This window comes from Antiquaquibacter oligotrophicus (genome assembly GCF_020535405.1).
Taxonomy (GTDB): domain Bacteria; phylum Actinomycetota; class Actinomycetes; order Actinomycetales; family Microbacteriaceae; genus Rhodoglobus; species Rhodoglobus oligotrophicus.
This window is the reverse complement of the sequence record NZ_CP085036.1, coordinates 2,860,356-2,879,617: the sequence shown is the minus strand read 5'-3', so window position 1 is coordinate 2,879,617 and position 19,262 is coordinate 2,860,356. Positions and strand designations below refer to the sequence as shown.

At 63.7% G+C, this 19,262-nt stretch carries 17 protein-coding genes; 6 read left to right on the top strand and 11 right to left on the bottom strand.

The genetic code is table 11. The features are described 5' to 3' along the window. The 5 genes from dxs to dut all read right to left on the bottom strand — a co-directional run bounded on the left by dxs (nt 1) and on the right by dut (nt 6,720). A complete protein-coding gene (gene dxs, locus LH407_RS14085) occupies nt 1-1,950 on the bottom strand; it encodes a 1-deoxy-D-xylulose-5-phosphate synthase (protein WP_322133352.1) in 1,950 nt (649 codons plus the stop codon). A gap of 9 nt (nt 1,951-1,959) precedes the next feature. After that, complete coding sequence (acnA, locus tag LH407_RS14080; RefSeq protein ID WP_407650589.1) at nt 1,960-4,791, bottom strand: aconitate hydratase AcnA; 2,832 nt, start codon at nt 4,789-4,791, stop codon at nt 1,960-1,962. A gap of 140 nt (nt 4,792-4,931) precedes the next feature. Beyond that, entirely contained in the window at nt 4,932-5,672 is a 741-nt protein-coding gene (locus LH407_RS14075) for a DUF3159 domain-containing protein (protein WP_322133354.1), read from the bottom strand. After that, the gene (locus LH407_RS14070) at nt 5,669-6,256 is read right to left on the bottom strand and encodes a DUF3710 domain-containing protein (RefSeq protein ID WP_322133355.1); all 588 of its coding nucleotides are present in this window, start codon (nt 6,254-6,256) and stop codon (nt 5,669-5,671) included. Before LH407_RS14070 ends, LH407_RS14075 begins: the two co-directional genes overlap by 4 nt. A 29-nt stretch (nt 6,257-6,285) precedes the next feature. Further along, complete coding sequence (gene dut / locus LH407_RS14065) at nt 6,286-6,720, bottom strand: dUTP diphosphatase (RefSeq protein ID WP_322133356.1); 435 nt, start codon at nt 6,718-6,720, stop codon at nt 6,286-6,288. Between the two features lie 71 nt (nt 6,721-6,791). Between dut and LH407_RS14060 the strand changes: the two genes are divergently transcribed. Next, complete coding sequence (locus LH407_RS14060) at nt 6,792-7,241, top strand: DUF3093 domain-containing protein (RefSeq protein WP_322133357.1); 450 nt, start codon at nt 6,792-6,794, stop codon at nt 7,239-7,241. Here LH407_RS14060 and LH407_RS14055 read toward each other — a convergent pair. Continuing rightward, the gene (locus tag LH407_RS14055; protein ID WP_322133358.1) at nt 7,238-7,534 is read right to left on the bottom strand and encodes a DUF4193 domain-containing protein; all 297 of its coding nucleotides are present in this window, start codon (nt 7,532-7,534) and stop codon (nt 7,238-7,240) included. The genes LH407_RS14060 and LH407_RS14055 overlap by 4 nt on opposite strands. A 211-nt stretch (nt 7,535-7,745) precedes the next feature. Between LH407_RS14055 and sepH the strand changes: the two genes are divergently transcribed. After that, nucleotides 7,746-8,756, top strand: a complete 1,011-nt coding sequence (gene sepH, locus LH407_RS14050; RefSeq protein ID WP_322133359.1) for a septation protein SepH — start codon at nt 7,746-7,748, stop codon at nt 8,754-8,756. Here the strand turns inward: sepH and LH407_RS14045 are convergent. Continuing rightward, nucleotides 8,753-9,874, bottom strand: coding sequence for an alkaline phosphatase family protein (locus LH407_RS14045; protein WP_322133360.1), 1,122 nt, complete (start codon nt 9,872-9,874; stop codon nt 8,753-8,755). The two genes, sepH and LH407_RS14045, sit on opposite strands and share 4 nt — an antisense overlap. A 12-nt stretch (nt 9,875-9,886) precedes the next feature. Between LH407_RS14045 and LH407_RS14040 the strand changes: the two genes are divergently transcribed. Next, complete coding sequence (locus LH407_RS14040; RefSeq protein WP_322133361.1) at nt 9,887-12,358, top strand: DNA gyrase/topoisomerase IV subunit A; 2,472 nt, start codon at nt 9,887-9,889, stop codon at nt 12,356-12,358. On the opposite strand, the gene LH407_RS14035 is transcribed toward LH407_RS14040, so the two are convergent. The 4 genes from LH407_RS14035 to LH407_RS14020 form a co-directional block, all read right to left on the bottom strand. Further along, the gene (locus LH407_RS14035) at nt 12,355-12,687 is read right to left on the bottom strand and encodes an AzlD domain-containing protein (RefSeq protein WP_322133362.1); all 333 of its coding nucleotides are present in this window, start codon (nt 12,685-12,687) and stop codon (nt 12,355-12,357) included. The genes LH407_RS14040 and LH407_RS14035 overlap by 4 nt on opposite strands. After that, nucleotides 12,680-13,408 (bottom strand): AzlC family ABC transporter permease, encoded by a 729-nt coding sequence (locus LH407_RS14030; RefSeq protein WP_322133363.1) that lies wholly within the window; start codon nt 13,406-13,408, stop codon nt 12,680-12,682. Before LH407_RS14030 ends, LH407_RS14035 begins: the two co-directional genes overlap by 8 nt. A gap of 70 nt (nt 13,409-13,478) precedes the next feature. Further along, on the bottom strand, nt 13,479-15,002 hold the full coding sequence (locus tag LH407_RS14025) for a carboxylesterase/lipase family protein (protein WP_322133364.1): 1,524 nt from the start codon (nt 15,000-15,002) through the stop codon (nt 13,479-13,481). Between the two features lie 29 nt (nt 15,003-15,031). Then, nucleotides 15,032-17,110 carry a DNA gyrase/topoisomerase IV subunit B gene (locus LH407_RS14020; protein ID WP_322133365.1) on the bottom strand — a complete coding sequence of 693 codons (2,079 nt, stop codon included), beginning with the start codon at nt 17,108-17,110 and terminating at the stop codon, nt 15,032-15,034. Nucleotides 17,111-17,266: 156 nt separating this feature from the next. On the opposite strand from LH407_RS14020, the gene LH407_RS14015 reads away from it, so the two are divergent. The 3 genes from LH407_RS14015 to LH407_RS14005 are packed head-to-tail and all read left to right on the top strand — an operon-like array spanning nt 17,267 to nt 19,259. Next, the gene (locus tag LH407_RS14015; RefSeq protein ID WP_322133366.1) at nt 17,267-17,500 is read left to right on the top strand and encodes a DUF7455 domain-containing protein; all 234 of its coding nucleotides are present in this window, start codon (nt 17,267-17,269) and stop codon (nt 17,498-17,500) included. After that, the gene (locus tag LH407_RS14010; protein ID WP_322135025.1) at nt 17,452-18,219 is read left to right on the top strand and encodes an alanine racemase C-terminal domain-containing protein; all 768 of its coding nucleotides are present in this window, start codon (nt 17,452-17,454) and stop codon (nt 18,217-18,219) included. The genes LH407_RS14015 and LH407_RS14010 overlap by 49 nt, the downstream gene beginning before the upstream one ends. Beyond that, nucleotides 18,216-19,259: an alanine racemase gene (locus tag LH407_RS14005; RefSeq protein ID WP_322133368.1), complete on the top strand. Its 1,044-nt coding sequence runs from the start codon at nt 18,216-18,218 to the stop codon at nt 19,257-19,259. The genes LH407_RS14010 and LH407_RS14005 overlap by 4 nt, the downstream gene beginning before the upstream one ends. Nucleotides 19,260-19,262 lie beyond the last annotated feature (3 nt).

Below are 19,262 nucleotides of genomic sequence, written 5' to 3'. Positions count from 1 at the left end.
CTACGAGGGGTTGTCGTAGCTCGTCTCCCTCTCCGCCGGTACGTCGGCGGGGAGGGGGCGAGCGACAGGGATTTTGCTTCCCAGTACTTGGGCCACGACATCGCGAGCGATGGCTTGTGACGTGAGTCCGACCTGCTCGAGAATGTAGTCCCGACTCCCGTGATCGAGGAACTCATCGGGCAGACCCAGCTCGGTGACTGCCGTGTCAACACCTGCGGCACGCAGATCCTGACGAATACGAGTACCGATGCCACCAACACGGACGCCGTCCTCGATGCTCACGAGAATCCGGTGTTCGGCGGCCAACCCGATGATGCTTTCGGGTACGGGAACCACCCAGCGCGGATCAACGACGGTGGCGCCGATGCCCTGAGCGGCAAGGCGCTGTGCCACCTCGAGGCCGAGCTTCGCCATGGAGCCGACCGCGACGATGAGTACGTCCTTGTGTGGCGCCTCGACCAGGACATCGACACCATCGTCCGTTCGCCGCACGGCGTCGTACTCGGTACCGACACTGCCCTTCGAGAAACGGATAACCGTCGGTCCGTCTTCGATAGCGACCGCTTCGGCCAGTTCCTCCCGCAGCCGAGTCGCATCCCGCGGTGCCGCAATACGGATGCCCGGCACAACTTGCAGAATCGCGAGGTCCCACATCCCGTGGTGGCTCGGACCGTCGGGACCGGTCACTCCGGCTCGGTCCAGGACGAAGGTGACCCCGGCGCGATGGAGCGCGACATCCATGAGCATCTGGTCGAACGCACGGTTGACGAAGGTCGCATAGACCGCGACGACCGGATGCAGCCCGCCGAATGCGAGCCCTGCCGCGGACGTGACCGCGTGCTGTTCGGCGATCCCGACATCGAGTACCCGCTCGGGATATCTCTCAGCCAAGTGATGCAGGCCGGTTGGGCGAAGCATTGCCGCGGTGATACCCACGATCCGCGGATTGGTGTCGGCCAGCCGCACGATCTCGTCGGCGAAAACACTCGTCCATGACGGCTTGCTCGCCACCTCGATGGGCTCGCCTGTCTCCGGATCGATTTGCCCGACCGCATGGAACTGGTCGGCCACGTCCATGAGCGCCGGCTCGTAGCCCCTGCCCTTTTCTGTGATCGCGTGGACGATCACAGGAGCGCCGTAGTTCTTGGCCTGCTCGAGAACCTCGATGAGCGCGCGAACGTCATGACCGTGGACCGGCCCGAGGTACTTGATGTCGAGGTTTGAGTACAAGGCCTCGTTGTTGCTGAATCGAGCGAGGAAGCCACGGAGGCCGCCGCGAACGCCTCGGTAGAAGGCCCTCCCCGGAGCGCCGAACTTGTCGAACAGGCGTCGGCTCGACGAGTACAGGTTGCGGTACGAGCGGCGCGTGCGCACGTTATTGAGGAAGTGCGCCATGCCACCGATCGTGGGGGCGTACGACCGACCATTGTCGTTGACGATGATTACGAGATTGCGACTGTTGTCATCGCTGATGTTGTTGAGGGCTTCCCACGTCATGCCACCCGTGAGCGCACCGTCACCTACTACGGCCACCACGTGACGATCACCCTCGCCGACCATGGTGAATGCCCGAGAAATCCCGTCAGCCCACGAGAGCGAGCTTGAGGCGTGTGAGCTCTCGACGATGTCGTGGATGGACTCCGACCTTTGCGGATAACCGGCCAGTCCGCCTTCCTGACGCAGTCGGCTGAAATCTTGCCGGCCCGTGAGGAGTTTGTGGACGTACGACTGGTGCCCGGTGTCGAAGATCATGGCGTCACGCGGTGAGTCGAACACGCGGTGCATGGCGATCGTCAGCTCGACGACACCGAGATTCGGACCCAGGTGGCCACCGGTTTTCGACACCTCGCGAACGAGGAACTCGCGTATCTCCGCAGCGAGCTCGGTGAGCTGATCGACACTCAGATCATCGAGGTCTCGTGGTCCGTGGATTCCCTCGAGCAAGCTCATGACCCAACCCTAGACGAGGCTCCTCAGCACATACTGCAAGATGCCGCCGTTGCGGTAATAGTCGGCCTCACCCGGTGTGTCGATGCGCACGATCGCGTCAAACTCGACGGTCTCTTTGCCCTCGGGAGAGAACTCGCTGGGGGCGGCAGTTACCTTGACCGTCTTCGGGGTGACGCCGGAGTTCAGCTCCTCCAGACCCTCGATCGAGACGATCTCGGTTCCGTCGAGGCCGAGCGACTCCCAGCTCTCCCCCACCGGGAACTGCAGCGGCACAACACCCATGCCGATGAGGTTCGAGCGGTGAATACGCTCGAAGCTCTCGGTGATGACCGCCTTGACTCCAAGGAGGCTCGTGCCCTTCGCGGCCCAGTCTCTGGACGAACCGGAACCGTACTCCTTGCCACCGAAGATGACGAGCGGGGTTGCCGCTGCCTGGTAGTTCTGAGAGGCGTCGTAGATGTAGGACTGCGGTCCACCGGGCTGTGTGAAGTCGCGAGTGAATCCGCCCTCGACAACCGCACCGTCGTTGACGGCACTCACAAGGAGGTTCTTGAGACGGATGTTGGCGAACGTCCCGCGAATCATGACTTCGTGGTTTCCGCGGCGCGAGCCGAAGGAGTTGAAGTCCTTGCGATCCACGCCGTGGGCGGTGAGGTACTCGGCCGCCGGGGTGCCCGGCTTGATGCTGCCGGCCGGGCTGATGTGGTCGGTCGTCACCGAATCGCCGAGAGTCGCGAGAACGCGAGCACCCGTGATGTCCGTGACGGGCGTGAGCTCCATCGACATACCGTCGAAGTAGGGGGCCTTGCGTACATACGTCGACGACTCGTCCCACTGGAAGATCGCGTCATCCGGAGTGGGCAGGCTACGCCAGCGCTCATCGCCGTCGAAGACCGTGGCGTACTGCTTGATGAACTGCTCGCGAGAGATCGACGAGTCGATAGTCGACTGCACCTCCTCGGGCGAGGGCCAGATGTCGCGAAGGAAGACGTCGTTGCCGTCATGGTCCGTGCCGAGAGCGTCTGTCTCGAAGTCGAAGTGCATGGACCCTGCCAGGGCGTAGGCCACGACGAGCGGCGGCGAAGCGAGGTAGTTCATCTTCACGTCCGGGCTGATGCGACCCTCAAAGTTGCGGTTACCCGACAACACTGCTGTGACTGCAAGGTCATGCTCGTTGACGGCCGCGGAAACCTCTTCGATGAGAGGACCGGAGTTACCGATGCAAATCGTGCAACCGTAACCCACGGTGTAGAAGCCGAGGCCCTCCAGAGCCTTGTCGAGACCCGACTTCTCGTAGTAATCGGTGACGACCTTGGATCCGGGGCCGAGAGTTGTCTTCACCCACGGCTTCTGCTTGAGGCCCTTGTCGAGCGCGTTCCGAGCCAGGAGCCCTGCGGCAAGCATGACCGACGGGTTGGACGTGTTCGTGCACGAGGTGATCGCGGCGAGAGTCACCGCGCCGTTGTCGAGGATGTACGAACCGTTGTCCGTTGTCACCTTCACAGGATTGGATGCCGCTGCGGGGCCGCCACTCGCGATGTGAACCTCACGCGTCTCGTCCTCCTCCTCGCCAGGCACAGCGCCCGGATCTGAGGCAGGGAACGAGTGCTTGGACTCGAGGTCCACGATGTCCTCTGACGTGCTCGGGGTCGCGTAACTGAGGATGTCCTGCTCGAACTGGGACTTGGCCTCCGAGAGAAGGATGCGATCCTGGGGGCGCTTGGGCCCCGCGATCGACGGGACGACCGTTCCGAGATCGAGTTCCATGTACTCGCTGAACACCGGCTCGACTGAAGGGTCGTGCCAGAGCCCCTGGAGCTTGGAGTAGGCCTCGACGAGAGCTACGGCATCCTCGCTACGCCCGGTCAGGCGCAGATAGTCGAGCGTAACGTCGTCGATCGGGAACATCGCCGCAGTGGAGCCGAACTCCGGGCTCATGTTGCCGATCGTGGCGCGGTTGGCCAAGGGTACGGATGCCACGCCCTCACCGTAGAACTCGACGAACTTGCCGACGACGCCATGCTTGCGGAGCATGTCGGTAATCGTCAGGACGACGTCGGTTGCCGTTACCCCGGCCGGAATCTCACCCGAGAGCTTGAAACCGACGACCCGCGGGATCAGCATCGACACCGGCTGGCCGAGCATCGCGGCCTCGGCCTCGATTCCGCCGACACCCCAGCCGAGCACACCGAGACCGTTGACCATGGTCGTGTGAGAGTCAGTTCCGACACACGTGTCGGGATAGGCGCGCAGCACGCCGTCCACGGTGCGGTCGTAGATGACCTTGGCCAGGTGCTCGATGTTGACCTGGTGGACGATTCCCGTGCCGGGAGGGACCACCTTGAAGTCGTTGAATGCCGTCTGTCCCCACCGAAGGAACTGGTAGCGCTCGCCGTTGCGCTCGTACTCGATCTCGACGTTGCGCTCGAGGGCGTTCTCGGATCCGAAGAGGTCTGCGATGACCGAGTGATCGATGACCATCTCTGCCGGCGAGAGCGGATTGATCTTGTTGGGATCGCCACCAAGGGCCGTGACCGCCTCCCGCATCGTGGCGAGGTCGACGATGCAGGGAACACCCGTGAAGTCCTGCATCACCACGCGGGCTGGGGTGAACTGGATCTCGGTGCTCGGCTCAGCGGCTGCATCCCACGAGCCAAGGGCCTCGATCTGGGCCTTGGTCACGTTCGCACCGTCTTCGGTGCGAAGCAGGTTCTCGAGGAGCACCTTGAGGCTGAACGGCAGCCGCTCATGACCGGGCACCGCGTCAAGCCGGAAGACTTCATACTCGGTCTCTCCGACGGAGAGTGTGGACTTCGATCCGAAGCTGTTCACTGATGACACGGTGGTCTCCCTTGCTGAGGCTGCGTCCATCTTGCTGGCCACCCAACGACGGGTTCCAGCAAGGTAAGCCTAAGACCGCTGCATCATGACGGATATGTCGAATGAGCGATCAAAGTATCTTGACATCAAGATACTTTACCTCACGATGTTTCCGACTCAGCGACATCCTCGTCCTCACTGGGACGGGACCACGCAGTACGCACCAAGAGCCACGTCACCCAGAGCATCGCAGCGTAGAAAGGCACACCGAGAATGAGCTTCGCGGTAGCGAGAGCCCCGGCGTTTCCGGCGAAGTACAGCGGCAGCTCCACGATCAGTCGAGTGGCGAAAAGTCCGCACCACAGGATCGTCGCGATGAGCGCGACGCGGAACTTTGCTCTGTCTACTCGCCACTGTGTGCCCTCGCCCGTGATGAGCGCGGCAACGATTCCGATGAGCGGCCAACGCACCACGATGCTGATCACGAGAGCGATCAGGAAGATGCCGTTGATGAAAAAACCGATGAGGAAGTTGTCCTCCGCGCGCCCCGTGATGAGAGCGAGTCCCGCGGAGACGCCGAGAAGCAGTACTCCAGCCACTGATGAAGTCCAGGGCTGCCGCGCGATCACGCGGGCAATGATGAACACCACGGCCAAGGCCAGGGGGATCAGCACAGACGGGAGCACTAGCCCGGTGATGGCGTAGATAACGACGAAGCCAACCCCCGGTAAGACCGACTCCACGATCCCGCGAACACCGCCCATTGCCGCCAGAAGTGCCTGCGAGCTCGGTGCCTCACCGGGAGCAACTCGTCCCAGCCCGGAGCGGCGAGCAGCGATGGCGAGGTTCTCGCTGAGGCTCGGGGTAGTTGACTGCTCGTTCGAGTCGTCGGGCGTGCTCACGCGCCAGCTCCCGTGGCTGGCATCGACAGCGGAATGAGGTCGCGGGGCGGCATGGGCGTGTTGCCACGCACGACAACAATCGAACGGAAGAGATCCTCGATCTTCGCTGCAGCCTCGGGGTTTGAGACTCCCTCCCCCGCAATCACGCCACGCAGGAACCATCGTGGGCCATCGACTCCCACGAACCGCGCCGCCCGCGGCTCGGCCCCCGCCACAGGAATCTGGGCGACAACCTCAGGACCGAACGGCCCCTGCTGCACCACGGTGGTGCCTCCCTGCCGGTCGATCTGCTCGATAATCTGGGCCATGATCTCGTGCCACAGCCCGCTGGAACGCGGCGCAGCGAACGGCTGCACCTGAAGCGTCGAACCGGCGTAATCCAGGCTCACGGCGACAACACGTTTTGTGCCCTCCTCGACCTCGAGTCGAAGAGCGAGATCCGTGCGCGGTAGCACTTTGACGCCACCCAGATCGACGTAGGGTCGCACCGGATTCGCCTCGGATTCGTCGAGAGGGCCAGCACTCGCGCGATCTGTGGGAGCGGACTTCGGCTGCTCAGCGGCTTCGGGCGCCGTATCGGTCACGATGTCTCCTGATTTCTCACTGGTGGTGGTCAGAGGCGGCCAGTCGAGCCGAAGCCCGACTCACCGCGGTGGCTGCCCGGGAGCGTCTCGACGGGCACAAAGTTGACGCGGGTGACAGGCATCACAACAAGCTGCGCGATGCGGTCCCCCGCGGTAATGGAGAACGTCTCCTCGGTGTCGGTGTTGAGGAGTGTCACGCGGATCTCCCCGCGATAGCCAGCATCCACCGTTCCCGGCGCGTTGACGATCGTGATGCCGTGTTTGGCGGCGAGACCGCTTCGCGGCAGCACAAAAGCGGCAAAACCGTCGGGAAGGGCGATGGCTACACCCGTGGGGACAGTCGCTCGGGCTCCGGGAGCCAGATCAACCGACTCAGCCGCCCGGAGATCCGCACCCGCATCCCCCGGGTGCGCGTAGACAGGTACGTACTCTGCCGAGATGAGGACGTCCACACGTGATTCCACGCATCGAGGCTAGTGCAGAAGTCTGGACACGTCAGTTCGCTCGCCGCAGGGAACTCTGGTCGAATGGAGGTATGCCGTCCTACCGAGAGCGCTTGTGGCCCGCCCCGTGGATGTTCGTCGCGGTTGCGCTCGTGATACCCGCGAGCCTTCTCGTGTTTCTCCCCATCAACTTTGTCGCGGGAGTGGTTGTCGCACTCGTGCTGTATGCCGGATGCATCGGGGTTCTCCTCGCCGCATCGCCCACCATCTCGGTCGTCGACGGCGTTTTTCGTGCGGGGAAGGCGAGTATCCCGATCGAGCTCATTGGCGAGACGAGCGTGTACCGCCGCGAAGATGCGACCTGGCAGCGCGGCCCAGGACTCGACGCGCGAGCGTGGCTGCTCCTTCGCGGCTGGGTCGATCCCGTCGTTCGACTGACGATCGATGACAACAACGACCCGACGCCGTACTGGCTCGTGTCGTCGCGTCACCCCGAGGAACTTGCGCGCGTGGTGCGCGAGGTGCGATCAACGAGTTCCTAAGCGGCGCACTCCAGGCAGATCGGGCCGAGCTTCGACTCGTGATCGATCTGCGAGCGGTGCTTCACCAGGAAGCAGCTGACGCACGTGAACTCGTCGGCCTGCGGAGGGAGCACCACAACGTCAAGATCATCGAGGTCTGACAGGTCGCCGCCAGCGAGCTCGAAGCTACCCGGGTTATCGGCATCCTCGGCATCGATCGAGGCCGAAGCCTTATCCGGAACGCGCTCCTTCAGTGCCTCGATCGACTCAGAATCGTCGTCGGTCTTCCGGGGGGCGTCATAGTCGGTTGCCATGCCATTCCACTTCTGTATTCACCACTCACGAGGGGGCCGTATCGAAAACGGCGGGGACAGTGTGCATCAATCCGTAGGGAATAGCAAACCGTTGTTGCCGCTTCGATCCGACCCCACCCACCAACTTCCGGCACGCCCTTTCTATTCCCGGGAATAGTGCCCTGTGCGTGTCATCCTTGAGCCGAGTCGTGAGGGCTGGAGGTCGTTCAGCATGCAAGAACTACGGGTAATCGGGGTCGAAGAGGCCTCGCTCATCGTGGCGTCCGCGGAAGGGACGCGTTACAGCATCCCCGTCGAGGATGTGCTGCAGGCGAGACTACGTATCCCCCAGCAAGACATCGGCTCCGATCGTAAGATCGCGCCCAAGGACATTCAGGCCCACATTCGGTCCGGAATGTCGGCACAGGACGTCGCCGCGATCACCGGTGCACCGCTGGACTACATCCAACGGTTTGAGGGTCCTGTCGTTGCGGAACGAGAATTTGTGGTCCAGTCCGCGCTCGACGTCCCTGTGCGAACGGCCGCCGACAATGACCCGCTTGCAGAACCCACGACGTTCGGCATCGTCATTCGTCAACGACTGGCTGCCCTCGGAGGCTCCGGAGAGCGTTGGGCAAGCTGGAAGGAAGCGGGTAGCGGCTGGGTCGTGAAACTGTCCTTCATCGCAGACCAAATCGAGCGGGATGCTCGGTGGCAGTTCGACCCGCGGAAGCAGTCGCTTGTGCCGCTCAACACCGAAGCGGTGACGCTGTCGCAGCAGGGCGATTCCGCCTCGGGACTCGTGCCTCGATTGCGCGCGGTTGCTCCGGGAGAAACTACGTCAGAGGGCGATCGATTCGACAGCGGCGCCTTCCTCGTCGAGAGCAGCGCACCCGAGGCGGTTTCTCCGTCGCCCGAGCCGGTGCCGATCGCACGCGCTCGAATGGATGAGGCCGTTCACGGCAATCAGACGGCAGATCTCCTCGAGGCACTCCGCCGTCGACGCGGTGAGCGAGAGTCCGCACCCATGGTCGAAGGCGACGTCGCGGACGATGGCGGCCGCTCGCAGCATCCCTCGACGGGATCCGTGCGGGTAATCGACGTTCCTCTGTCCCCCATGGAAGACGACTCGTCGATGCGGTCCACCGCACCTCAGCCGACCGCGCGAAAGAAAGGCAGAGCGTCGATGCCCAGCTGGGACGAGATCGTATTCGGTGCTCGACCTGACGAGGATCCCGCCTAGGCGAACGCTCCGAATCGCAGAAGCGGCACTCTGAGCTCCGCTGGGGAGAGCGAGCCGTGCTGACCGACCATCGATCGCGCAGAGCCGGCGGTTCGCGAATCGTAGTAGGCGACCGCTTTGCGCGCAGCCACAAAGACATCGCCGGGACGACCTGACAACGACGGGGCCACAGGGCCCCACCATCCGGATGCCTCGACCTCTGCTCTCGAGGCAATCCACGCTCGACTGCCTTCGGCGTCCCTCCAACGGTCGAGGACGACCTCGAGGTCAACCGTTTCATCGAGGTGAAGTTGGAGGCACCTCGGTTCGCCAGCAATGTGCCGTACGCCGTCGAGGAGGCCCTCCTGCTCGTCAACGAGGACATGCGCGTGCCGCGGGACGTCGAGCACGCCATGGTCAGCAGTGACGATAAGCCCGTCTCGCGACCCCAAACCTCCGACCAGTCGCCGGACTGCCAAATCCACGAGTTCCAGTCCCGCCGTCCACTCGACCGACTCGACCCCTTTCGCATGGGCGACGACATCGAGTTCTGGAACGTAGAGGTACCCGATTCCCGGTCCGGGCTGCCGCAGCCACGCAAGCGCCCGGTCCACCCGATCCTCGACCGATTCGCCCGCCACGTACCGCGCTCCCCTCAGCACCGCTCGCGTGAAGCCCGAGTCACTGTAGCGTCGCGGCCCAATGGCCACGGCATCCCACCCGTTGCCGACCGCGACCTCGAACTGCGTGAGAAGCGGCTGCCACGTCAGGGGGTCCATGGCGCTGTCCCAGCCGCTGAGCTGATTGACAACCCTGTCACGCACAGGGTCGAGCACGCTGTAGCCGAATAACCCATGGCTTCCCGGCAATGCTCCCGTGGTGAGTGACGCGATACCCGCGGCCGTCGTCGAAGGAAACCCCGACTCGATGATGGTTGTGCGACCCAAGCCTCGAGCGAGGGTGCGAGCGTGCCCTGAGCGGGCCGCGAGCACGTCTGCTCCAAGGCCGTCCACGAGGACGACGAGCGCCTTCTCCGCGGGCGGCAGGTCCAGTGTTCCCGGCTGCGCCCCGATGCTCGCGAGGCAACTTGGCAGAACGTCGGCAAGGCTCGGCGCATGCGGTTTGGGCGCCGGTAGCATGGGGGCAATCTTATGGCTACCCGTGATAATCCCCCCACAGTCGTGCCCGCTGGCGAACGCATCGAGGACGTCGATGTATCGGCCGAGATGCAGGGTTCGTTCCTCGAATACGCCTATTCGGTCATCCATTCACGCGCCCTGCCGGATGCGCGAGACGGTCTGAAGCCGGTCCAGCGCAGGATCCTCTTCCAGATGACCGAGATGGGCCTGCGACCCGATCGTGGACACGTGAAGTCCTCGCGCGTCGTCGGCGACGTTATGGGAAAACTGCATCCGCACGGCGACGCCCCCATCTACGACGCCATGGTCCGCCTCGCGCAGGACTTCGTGATGCGTGTTCCGCTTATTGACGGACACGGCAACTTTGGTTCACTGGACGACGGTCCAGCCGCCCCGCGCTACACAGAGGCGCGGCTTCAAGCGGCCGCGCTGGCGCTCACCGACAACCTCGACGAAGATGTCGTCGATTTCGTTCCGAACTACGACAACTCCTTTCAGCAGCCGGGTGTCCTGCCTGCTGCCTTCCCGAACCTGCTCGTCAATGGCGCGTCCGGGATTGCGGTCGGCATGGCGACGAACATGGCACCCCACAACCTCATCGAAGTAGTGGGCGCGGCGCGACACCTCCTCGAGAATCCGGATGCCACGCTCGACGAACTCATGAGCTTCGTGCCGGGACCGGACCTGCCTTCCGGCGGCACGATCATCGGCCTCGAGGGAATCAAGGACGCCTACGCAACGGGTCGCGGAGCGTTCAAAACGCGAGCTCGCGTGTCCATCGAACCGATTACGGCTCGGAAGACGGGACTCATCGTCACCGAGCTTCCGTATCTCGTCGGCACCGAACGAGTGATCGAAAAAATCAAGGACGGCGTCAACGCCAAGAAGATCAACGGCATCTCCGACGTCACCGATCTCACGGACCGCAAACACGGTATGCGGCTGGTCATCGGCATCAAGACGGGTTTCAGCCCCGATGCCGTCCTGGAACAGCTGTATCGACTCACCCCACTCGAAGACAGCTTTTCGATCAACAACGTCGCACTGGTGGAGGGTCAGCCCCGCACGCTTGGCCTAAAAGACCTCCTCACGGTCTATATCGAGCACCGACTCGACGTTGTGCGTCGCCGAAGCGAGTACCGGCTTGCACGACGCCTCGAAAGGCTCCACCTCGTCGAAGGTCTCCTCGTCGCGATCCTGGACATCGACGAGGTCATTCAAGTCATCCGCTCGAGCGACGACGGCGAGCAAGCAAAGTCGAGGCTCATCGATGTCTTCGACCTCAGTGAGCTCCAGGCCGACTACATCCTTGAACTTCGTTTACGCCGACTGACGCGCTTTAGCCGTATCGAACTCGAGGCAGAGCGTGACCGCCTGCGCACCGAGATCGCTGAGCTTCAGGCCATCCTTGCCGACCCCGCGAGGATCCGTGCTCTCGTATCCGCAGAGCTCGATGAGGTTGCCGAGAAGTTCGGCACACCTCGACGCACCCTTCTCACGGAGGCGCGCCCCTCCGTCGCTACGTCATCGGCGCGGAAGAACGCCCCCGTGCTAGAGATCGTCGATGCACCGTGTGAGGTGCTCCTGTCGACGACAGGACGAGCGATTCGCGTCGACATCGGTGAAGAACCTGTGACCGCGGTAGCCCGCCGGCGCAGCAAACACGACGCGATCAGATCACGCGTGGTGACGACAACACGATCCGAGATCGGTGCGATCACGGCGAGCGGCAAACTCGTGCGCTTCACGGCGGTCGATCTTCCCAGTGTGCCCGCCAACTCGATTCAGCTCGCCGCGGGCGCTCGCATCACCGACTACCTCGCCCTCAGCGCGAAAGAGACAATCGTCGCGCTTGTCCCGCTCTCATCCGAGATACCGATTGCTCTTGGCACCCGGCAGGGTGTCGTCAAGCGGGTGACCCCGGGGGCGTGGCCCTCGCGGCCGGAGTTCGAGGTCGTGAGCCTGAAGCCCGGTGATGATGTTGTCGGTGCCGCCCTCGCCCCCGACGACCGGGAACTCGTGTTCATCACGTCCTCCGCACAGCTTCTCCGTTTCGGCGCGTCAACGGTCCGTCCGCAGGGTCTCGCGGCTGGAGGGATGGCGGGTATTTCGCTTGCCGCCGGTGCGAACGTCATCTATTTCGGAGTCGTCGATCCGGCAGTCGAGAACGTCGTGGCCACAGTATCGACGTCGTCGTCCACGATTGCAGGCACGGATGCTGGTCGAGCGAAGGTTTCCGACCTGTCCGAGTTTCCCGGCAAGGGCCGCGCAACGGGCGGCGTGAGAGCGCACGCCTTCCTCAAGGGCGAAGATGTGCTCGGCCTCGCCTGGGCGGGTCCGTCTCCCGCACTCGCGGTAGGAACCGACGGTGCCGCACGTACTCTGCCCGCGAGCGGCGCTCGACGTGATGCATCCGGTACACCACTGGATGCGGTTGTGGGATCGATCGGACAAGCGCTGAGCCCGGAGACTACCTCGGGCTAACGGTCGACCCCCATCGCAGCGAGCACCGCGAGGATTCCCCACCAACTCGCGAGGCCTGCGAGCAGACCGACCCAGATTTGTTTGCTTGCGCGCCACGACAGCCAGCTGGCCACGGCAGCCACGATGGCCGGAACCGTTTCGGCGAGACTGAGGGAACCGCGCGGCGCGAGAATTCCGGGCACAGCGATGGCAGCGAGTACGGCAGGGCCGATGAGGGGGAGGTACTTCGCGACACGCTGGGGAGGTCGGACCTTCCTGTTGACGAGGAAGACCACCCGAGAGGCGAACGTCACTACTCCCGATGCAATGAGGGCGAGCAGCTCATGCATCGCGTCGGTCCTTCACATTCATCGCCACAACTCCCGCCGCGATCCCCGCAGCCGCGCCGACGAGGATCCCCACTCCGAAGGGCAGATCGTGAGCTGCGAGGGCAGCCACTCCGCCGACCGTTGCCGCGACGAGCCCAGGCATGTCGCGAATGAGTGGCAGAGCGAGCAGAAGGAATGTCAGCGGGATCGCCAGCTCGAGGGGCACCCACACCGGGATGAGCCCGCCAACGGCCAGTCCTATGGTGACGAGAGCCGTCCACCCCACGAGACACGTCAGGCCGGCGGTGAAGTAGTAGGCACGCTTCCGATCGGCGTCCCCTCCCCCGCCCTCACCGTCAAACCGGGCTGCAGCAAGAGCGTAGACCGGGTCTGCCAGCAGATACGCGGCAGCGAAACGTTGCAGCGGAGTCCACTCTGCGAGGTGCGGAGCGAGTGCCGCGCTGTAGAGCAGGTGGCGAGCGTTGATGATCGCGACCGTAGCGACGACAAGGGCGATTCCCGTTCCCATGCCAAGCAATTGCACCGCTGCCAATTGCGCCGCTCCCGCGAAGATCAGCGGCGAACTGAGAAAGGCCAGCACGGGATCGACCCCGGTCGAGGCCATGGCGGCGCCAGCGGCAAGACCGAACGGTATGTAGCCGAGAACAACGAGGCCCGCGTCCCTCGCCGCAGACAGTCTGACCGAACGAAGTGGCTCGCGCGCTGAAAGGTCCCGACTCACCGACTCACTCTTGCACCGTGTTGGCGGTGGGCGCCACGTCCGATTGAGAGAACGTGGACCGACCAGAACGCTACACGTGCGGGACGAACGCCTGCCATGCGATGCGCTTGTCGTGTCGAGGGTCCTCTTCGACCCGATCACGTTCGCCGATGATGAGCGTTCGACGCCGCCGCTTCGTGTACCGCGGCCACGACTCGAGCGGACGACCTGTGCGGGCGAAGGCGATCCAGTGTTCCCGCATCCGTTCGCCCGCGCGGATGAACCCTCGTCGCCCACCCAGTGCCCCGAGCACACGTCCGAACGCACCGTTCATTCGTTCGAAGAGCGCGAAGAGTTCGAGGCCATGGGTGGCGTCGTGGCCGGTGAGCTTGAGAAGTCGGGTCGTGGCATCAAACCGATACATGAAGGTGGCGCCTATGCTGCTGTGGCGCTCGGCGAGTTTGACGCTCGGGTACCAGAAGGCAAAATCTCCGCCGAAATCGGCAGCGGGGCGCCTCGCGGGTAGGCCCGGATACTGTGCCTTGAGTGCCTTTCTGGCTTTCTTTTTGGTTCGAGAGAAGATGGCGCGAATGCGCCGCGGGTTGCTCGCAAGGATGTCAAGGCGTCCGCGGAACAGCGAACCCTCCCGATCGTTGGTTCCGATGATGAGCGGAACGGGGTGCTGTCGTCCGGCTCGGAATACATCGAGCGGGCGTTCGGTCACAAGATCGCCGTCGATGACGGGGGCCAGAGGCATGGTGCCGGGCCTGGAATCGGGCACGGAACGCTGCATCCGTGTTGTCGCCGCAACAATCGCGTCGACCGGTGCCGTCATGAGGAGCGACGCCGCGTCCTCGACCGACGTACTCTCGGTATCGCTGTCGTCGACAGCTTCGCTCAGTAGTTCGAGGTAGTCCCTCGCCCACTCGGCGGCCACCTCGGCTGGATACACCGCATTTGCTGGCGCACTTTGAGCGATCGCGCGCTGGAACAGTCCGGCCGCTCTCGGCACGGCCATGAGGGTCGTCACGGCATTCGCCCCGGCCGATTCGCCGAAGACGGTGACGCACTCCGGGTCTCCACCGAATGCTGCGATGTTGTCGCGCACCCATTCGAGTGCCGCGAGCTGATCGCGCAAACCAAGATTGTTGTCCAGGCGACGTTCTGGCGTGGACCACGCGGAGAAGTCGAGATACCCGAGCGCGCCGAGGCGATAGTTCATGTTCACGAATACGACGCCGCCTTCGCGCACCAGCCCCTCACCCTGACCATGGATCTCGCGAGCGGAGCCGACGCTGTATGCGCCACCGTGGATGAATACCATCACCGGTCGCGGCGCCTGTTGCGTAGACGGCGGCGCGATCACATTGATGGTCAAACAATCTTCTGACATCGGTACGTGCGTTGGTGGCCCGGCGAACTGTCCATTGCGGTCCTGGGGTGCTACCGGGCCAAACGCGGCGGCCGAACGAATCCGGGTCCACGGCACAACCGGGGCGGGTGCTCGAAAGCGGAGATCGTCGATCGGTGGCGCGGCGTACGGTATCCCACGCCACATTCGCAGACCGCGACGCATGGCGCCCTCGACGACACCCCCCGTGACCTCCACACGCATGCGCGCATCCTAGGAAGCGCGGGTGAACATCACACGTCGATACGGTCGCGATTCAATCCCTGACCCGCGATGATGAACTCTTTGCGCGGAGCCACTTCGTTGCCCATGAGCAACTCGAACACCGAGGTGGCCATCTCCGCGTCACCGATATTTACGCGACGAAGGGTGCGATGAGTGCGGTCCATCGTCGTGATGGCGAGCTGATCGGCATCCATCTCACCCAAACCCTTATAGCGCTGGATGGGGTCCTGGTATTTCTTTCCTGACTTCCGCAGGCCCGCCAGAACCGCGGTCAGCTCGGCCTCGGAGTAGGTGTAGATCGTCTCGTTCGGTTTCGAGCCCGGGTTGATGACGACAACGCGGTGCAACGGCGGCACGGCGGCGTACACCCGTCCGTCACGAATCATGTCCGGCATATACCGGAAGAAGAGGGTGAGCAGAAGCGTGCGGATGTGGGCGCCGTCCACGTCGGCATCACTCATGATGATGACCTTGCCGTATCGGGCCGATTCGAGGTCGAAGCTGCGCCCCGATCCCGCACCGATCACCTGAATGATCGACGCGCATTCGGTGTTCGAGAGCATGTCCGACACAGAGGCCTTCTGCACGTTGAGGATTTTGCCTCGGATGGGCAACAACGCCTGGTACTCACTGTCTCGCGCGAGTTTGGCTGTACCGAGCGCGGAATCACCCTCGACGATAAAAAGCTCGCTATTCGCTACATCGTGTGACCGACAATCGACAAGCTTCGCCGGGAGGGTCGAGCTTTCGAGCGCGTTCTTGCGACGCTGAGTCTCCTTGTGTGCGCGCGCCGAGATGCGCGACTTCATCTCCGACACGATCTTGTCGAGGACGAGGGATGTCTGCGCCTTATCGTCGCGCTTCGGCGACCCAAATCGTGCCGCCAGCTGCTTGGCCACAACACTCGAGACGATGGAACGCACAGCTGGCGTGCCCAGCACCTCCTTGGTCTGCCCCTCGAACTGCGGTTCCGGTAGGCGAACGGTCAGTACCGCCGTCAGCCCAGCGAGCACATCGTCTTTCTCGAGCTTGTCGTTACCCGCCTTCAGCCGACGGGCGTTCTTCTCCACCTCGGACCTGAGGAACTTCAGGAGGCCCTGCTCGAATCCGGACTGGTGGGTTCCACCCTTCGGGGTCGCGATGATGTTCACAAAACTCTTGAAAACGGTGTCGTAGCCGGTTCCCCACCGAAGAGCGATGTCGACGGTGCACTCACGCTGGAGTTCCGTGGGCACCATTGCGCCGTTGTCCTGAAGCACGGGCACGGTCTCAGTGAAGGCACCGTCGCCTGTCAGACGCCACGTGTCGGTGATCGGGGCATCCTGGGCAAGGTGCTCAACGAACTCCGCGATCCCGCCCTCGAAGTGGAACGATTCGGCGCGAGGCTCCTCGCCGCGGAGGTCGCTCAGTTCTAGTGCGAGCGATGGCACCAGAAAAGCGGTCTGCCGCAAGCGGTCGACCAGATCGTCGGTCTGGAACGACGCGCCCTTGGTAAAAATCTGACGGTCGGCCCAGTAGCGCACCCGCGTGCCGGTCACGCCCTTGGCCACGCGGCCGATCACACGGAGCTCACTTCCCGAGATGAACGGCGTAAACGGCGCGTCCGGGGTGGGAGCGCCCTCGTCGGCGAACACACCCGGTTCGCCGCGATGGAACGACATCGCCCAGGTTTTGCCGTCGCGATCGACCTCAACATCGAGTCGCTCGGAGAGTGCGTTGACCACAGAAGCCCCGACGCCGTGCAGTCCACCGGAGGCCGCGTACGAACCAGAACCGAACTTGCCACCAGCGTGCAGCTTCGTGAAGACGACCTCGACTCCGGTGAGGCCAGTCTTGGGCTCGATATCGACAGGAATGCCTCGCGCCGTGTCGCGCACCTCGACACTCCCGTCGGGATGAAGGATGACGCCGATGCGGGTACCGAAACCGCCGAGGGCCTCGTCCACCGAGTTATCGATGATCTCCCAGAGGCAGTGCATGAGCCCACGCGAGTCCGTCGAACCGATGTACATTCCCGGACGCTTCCGCACAGCTTCGAGGCCTTCGAGCACCGAGAGATGCCGTGCGGAATAGTCGTTCGATGCCATTCGTTCTCCTCGATCTGACAGGCCGGGCACTCAACCCTAAGCGGCGGGGACGACGTACGCGTTCAGCGAAATACCCGTCTCATGACGCAATGCGGTAACACGGGCGTGCTTGTATTGATACACGCCACCCGGGCATTCAGTCGTAAGGAGCAGATCATGTCTCAGATCACCAGCGAGAACATCGGCACCGACGAACTGGAGCGCAACCTCACGGCGCTCGATCGCTGCGACAGCTGCGGAGCCCAGGCCTACGTTCGGGTGACCCTCGCCAGTGGCGAGCTTCTCTTCTGTGCGCACCACGCGGCGAAGTTCAAGGAGAAGCTGTACCCGAACGCTCTGTCATGGCACGACGAGTCCTCGAAGCTCCTCGAGAACGCTTCCGCCGAGTAATCGCGGAGTACCACGAGAGTTCGATGAGCCAGGGCACCGTTGCCTCTGGGGTCAGGCGCGTTGCACGCATCGACCTCGAAGCGTTACGGGCGAACCTCGCCGCGCTCGTGGCAGAGGACTCCTCCGTGGTTCTGGATGCTCGCGCCGACGCCTACGGACACGGTCTGACCCACGTCGCACAGGCAGCAGTGGATGCTGGCATCGGGACGATTCGCATCGGCCTGCGTGATACGCCGCCCCGCGGCATCCGGCGGTCGATGCTCATGACCGTACCCTCGGTGCGACCGACCGCGGCCGACGCCGCGTACGGGTTCGACGGCGTAGCCAAACCCGTCATGACACTGGTCGGCGAAGTGATCGCTGTTAAACCCACAGAGGAGGGAGCTGGAGTCTCCTACGGGTACACCTATCGGACCGAAGAGCCCACAACGCTCGCCCTCGTCGGACTCGGGTATGCGGACGGTATCCCGCGTCTGGCATCCAACCGCGCCACGGTTGCGATCGGTGGACGATTCGCGCCGATCGTCGGCCGCATTGCCATGGACCAGTTTGTTGTGGACTGCGGGAGCGCGCGCGTGTCGGTCGGTGACGACGTCACGCTGTGGGGCGACCCGGGATTCGGGCATCCGACAGCGACCGATTGGGGTGTCGTGACCGAACGCCGGGCACTCGACCTCACCGCAGGTCTGGGATCGAGAATCACTCGGGTGCACTCATGACCAGCCCTCGCCTCGACATCGATCTCGGCGCCTTCGCGCACAACGTGGGGGTGCTTTCGGAGATCGCAAAGCCCTCGCGCACCATGCTCGCTGTCAAGGCGAACGCCTACGGCCACGGGATGGTACCGCTGGCGCGTCGCGCGCTCGAGTCGGGTGCCGACAGTCTCGCCGTTCTCGACGTTCCGGCTGCGCTCGCGCTTCGACGCGACGGTATCGACGCCCAGCTCTTCGCCTGGCTCCACTCCCCCGAGACCGACTTCGAACGTGCCATCGAAGCCGACGTCGACCTCGGCATCTCCTCTCTGTGGGAACTCGAGGCCATCGTGGCTGCGTGGCACGGTAAGCCGGCTCGTGTGCACCTGAAGATCGACACCGGGCTTCACCGCAACGGGGCTCGACCCGAGGACTGGCCCGCTCTCGTGTCGGCCGCCATGGTCGCAGCGCGTGACGGTTACCTTCGCATCGAAGGAATCTGGTCGCATCTTGCAGACGCGTCGCCCGAAGACGATGCCGAGGCGCTCACAAAACTACTGGAGGCTGTGGAGACCGCACGTGATCTCGGATGCACCCCACCCCTGCTCCACTTGGCTGCGAGCTCTGCGGGTATTCGCGAACCAGAAGCTCGACTGGACCTCGTGCGTTTCGGAATCGCTGCCTACGGCATTTCGCCCTTCGACGACGAAAGCGGGCGCGACCTCGGACTGCGCGGAGTCATGACCATGCGCGCACCGCTGTCAAAGACGGAAGGTGGCGAAGGCATCATTGCTCTCGGCACCGCCGATGGCGTCCCGCCGAACGCCGCCGGTCGGGGGGAAGTCACCGTGCGAGGGCGCCGCCACCGTGTCGTCTCCGTCGACATCGATCGACTCGCTTTCGAGTTGGGCGAGTCCGCCGCGGAGGCCGGCGACGACGTCATCGTGTTCGGCCCGGGCGACGACGGCGAGGCGACCGCTGAGGAATGGGCTCGCTGGTGCGAGACGATCGGAGACGAGATCGTCGCGCGTGCAGGCGAAAGACTGCCGCGGTTCTATCGGGACTGAGCC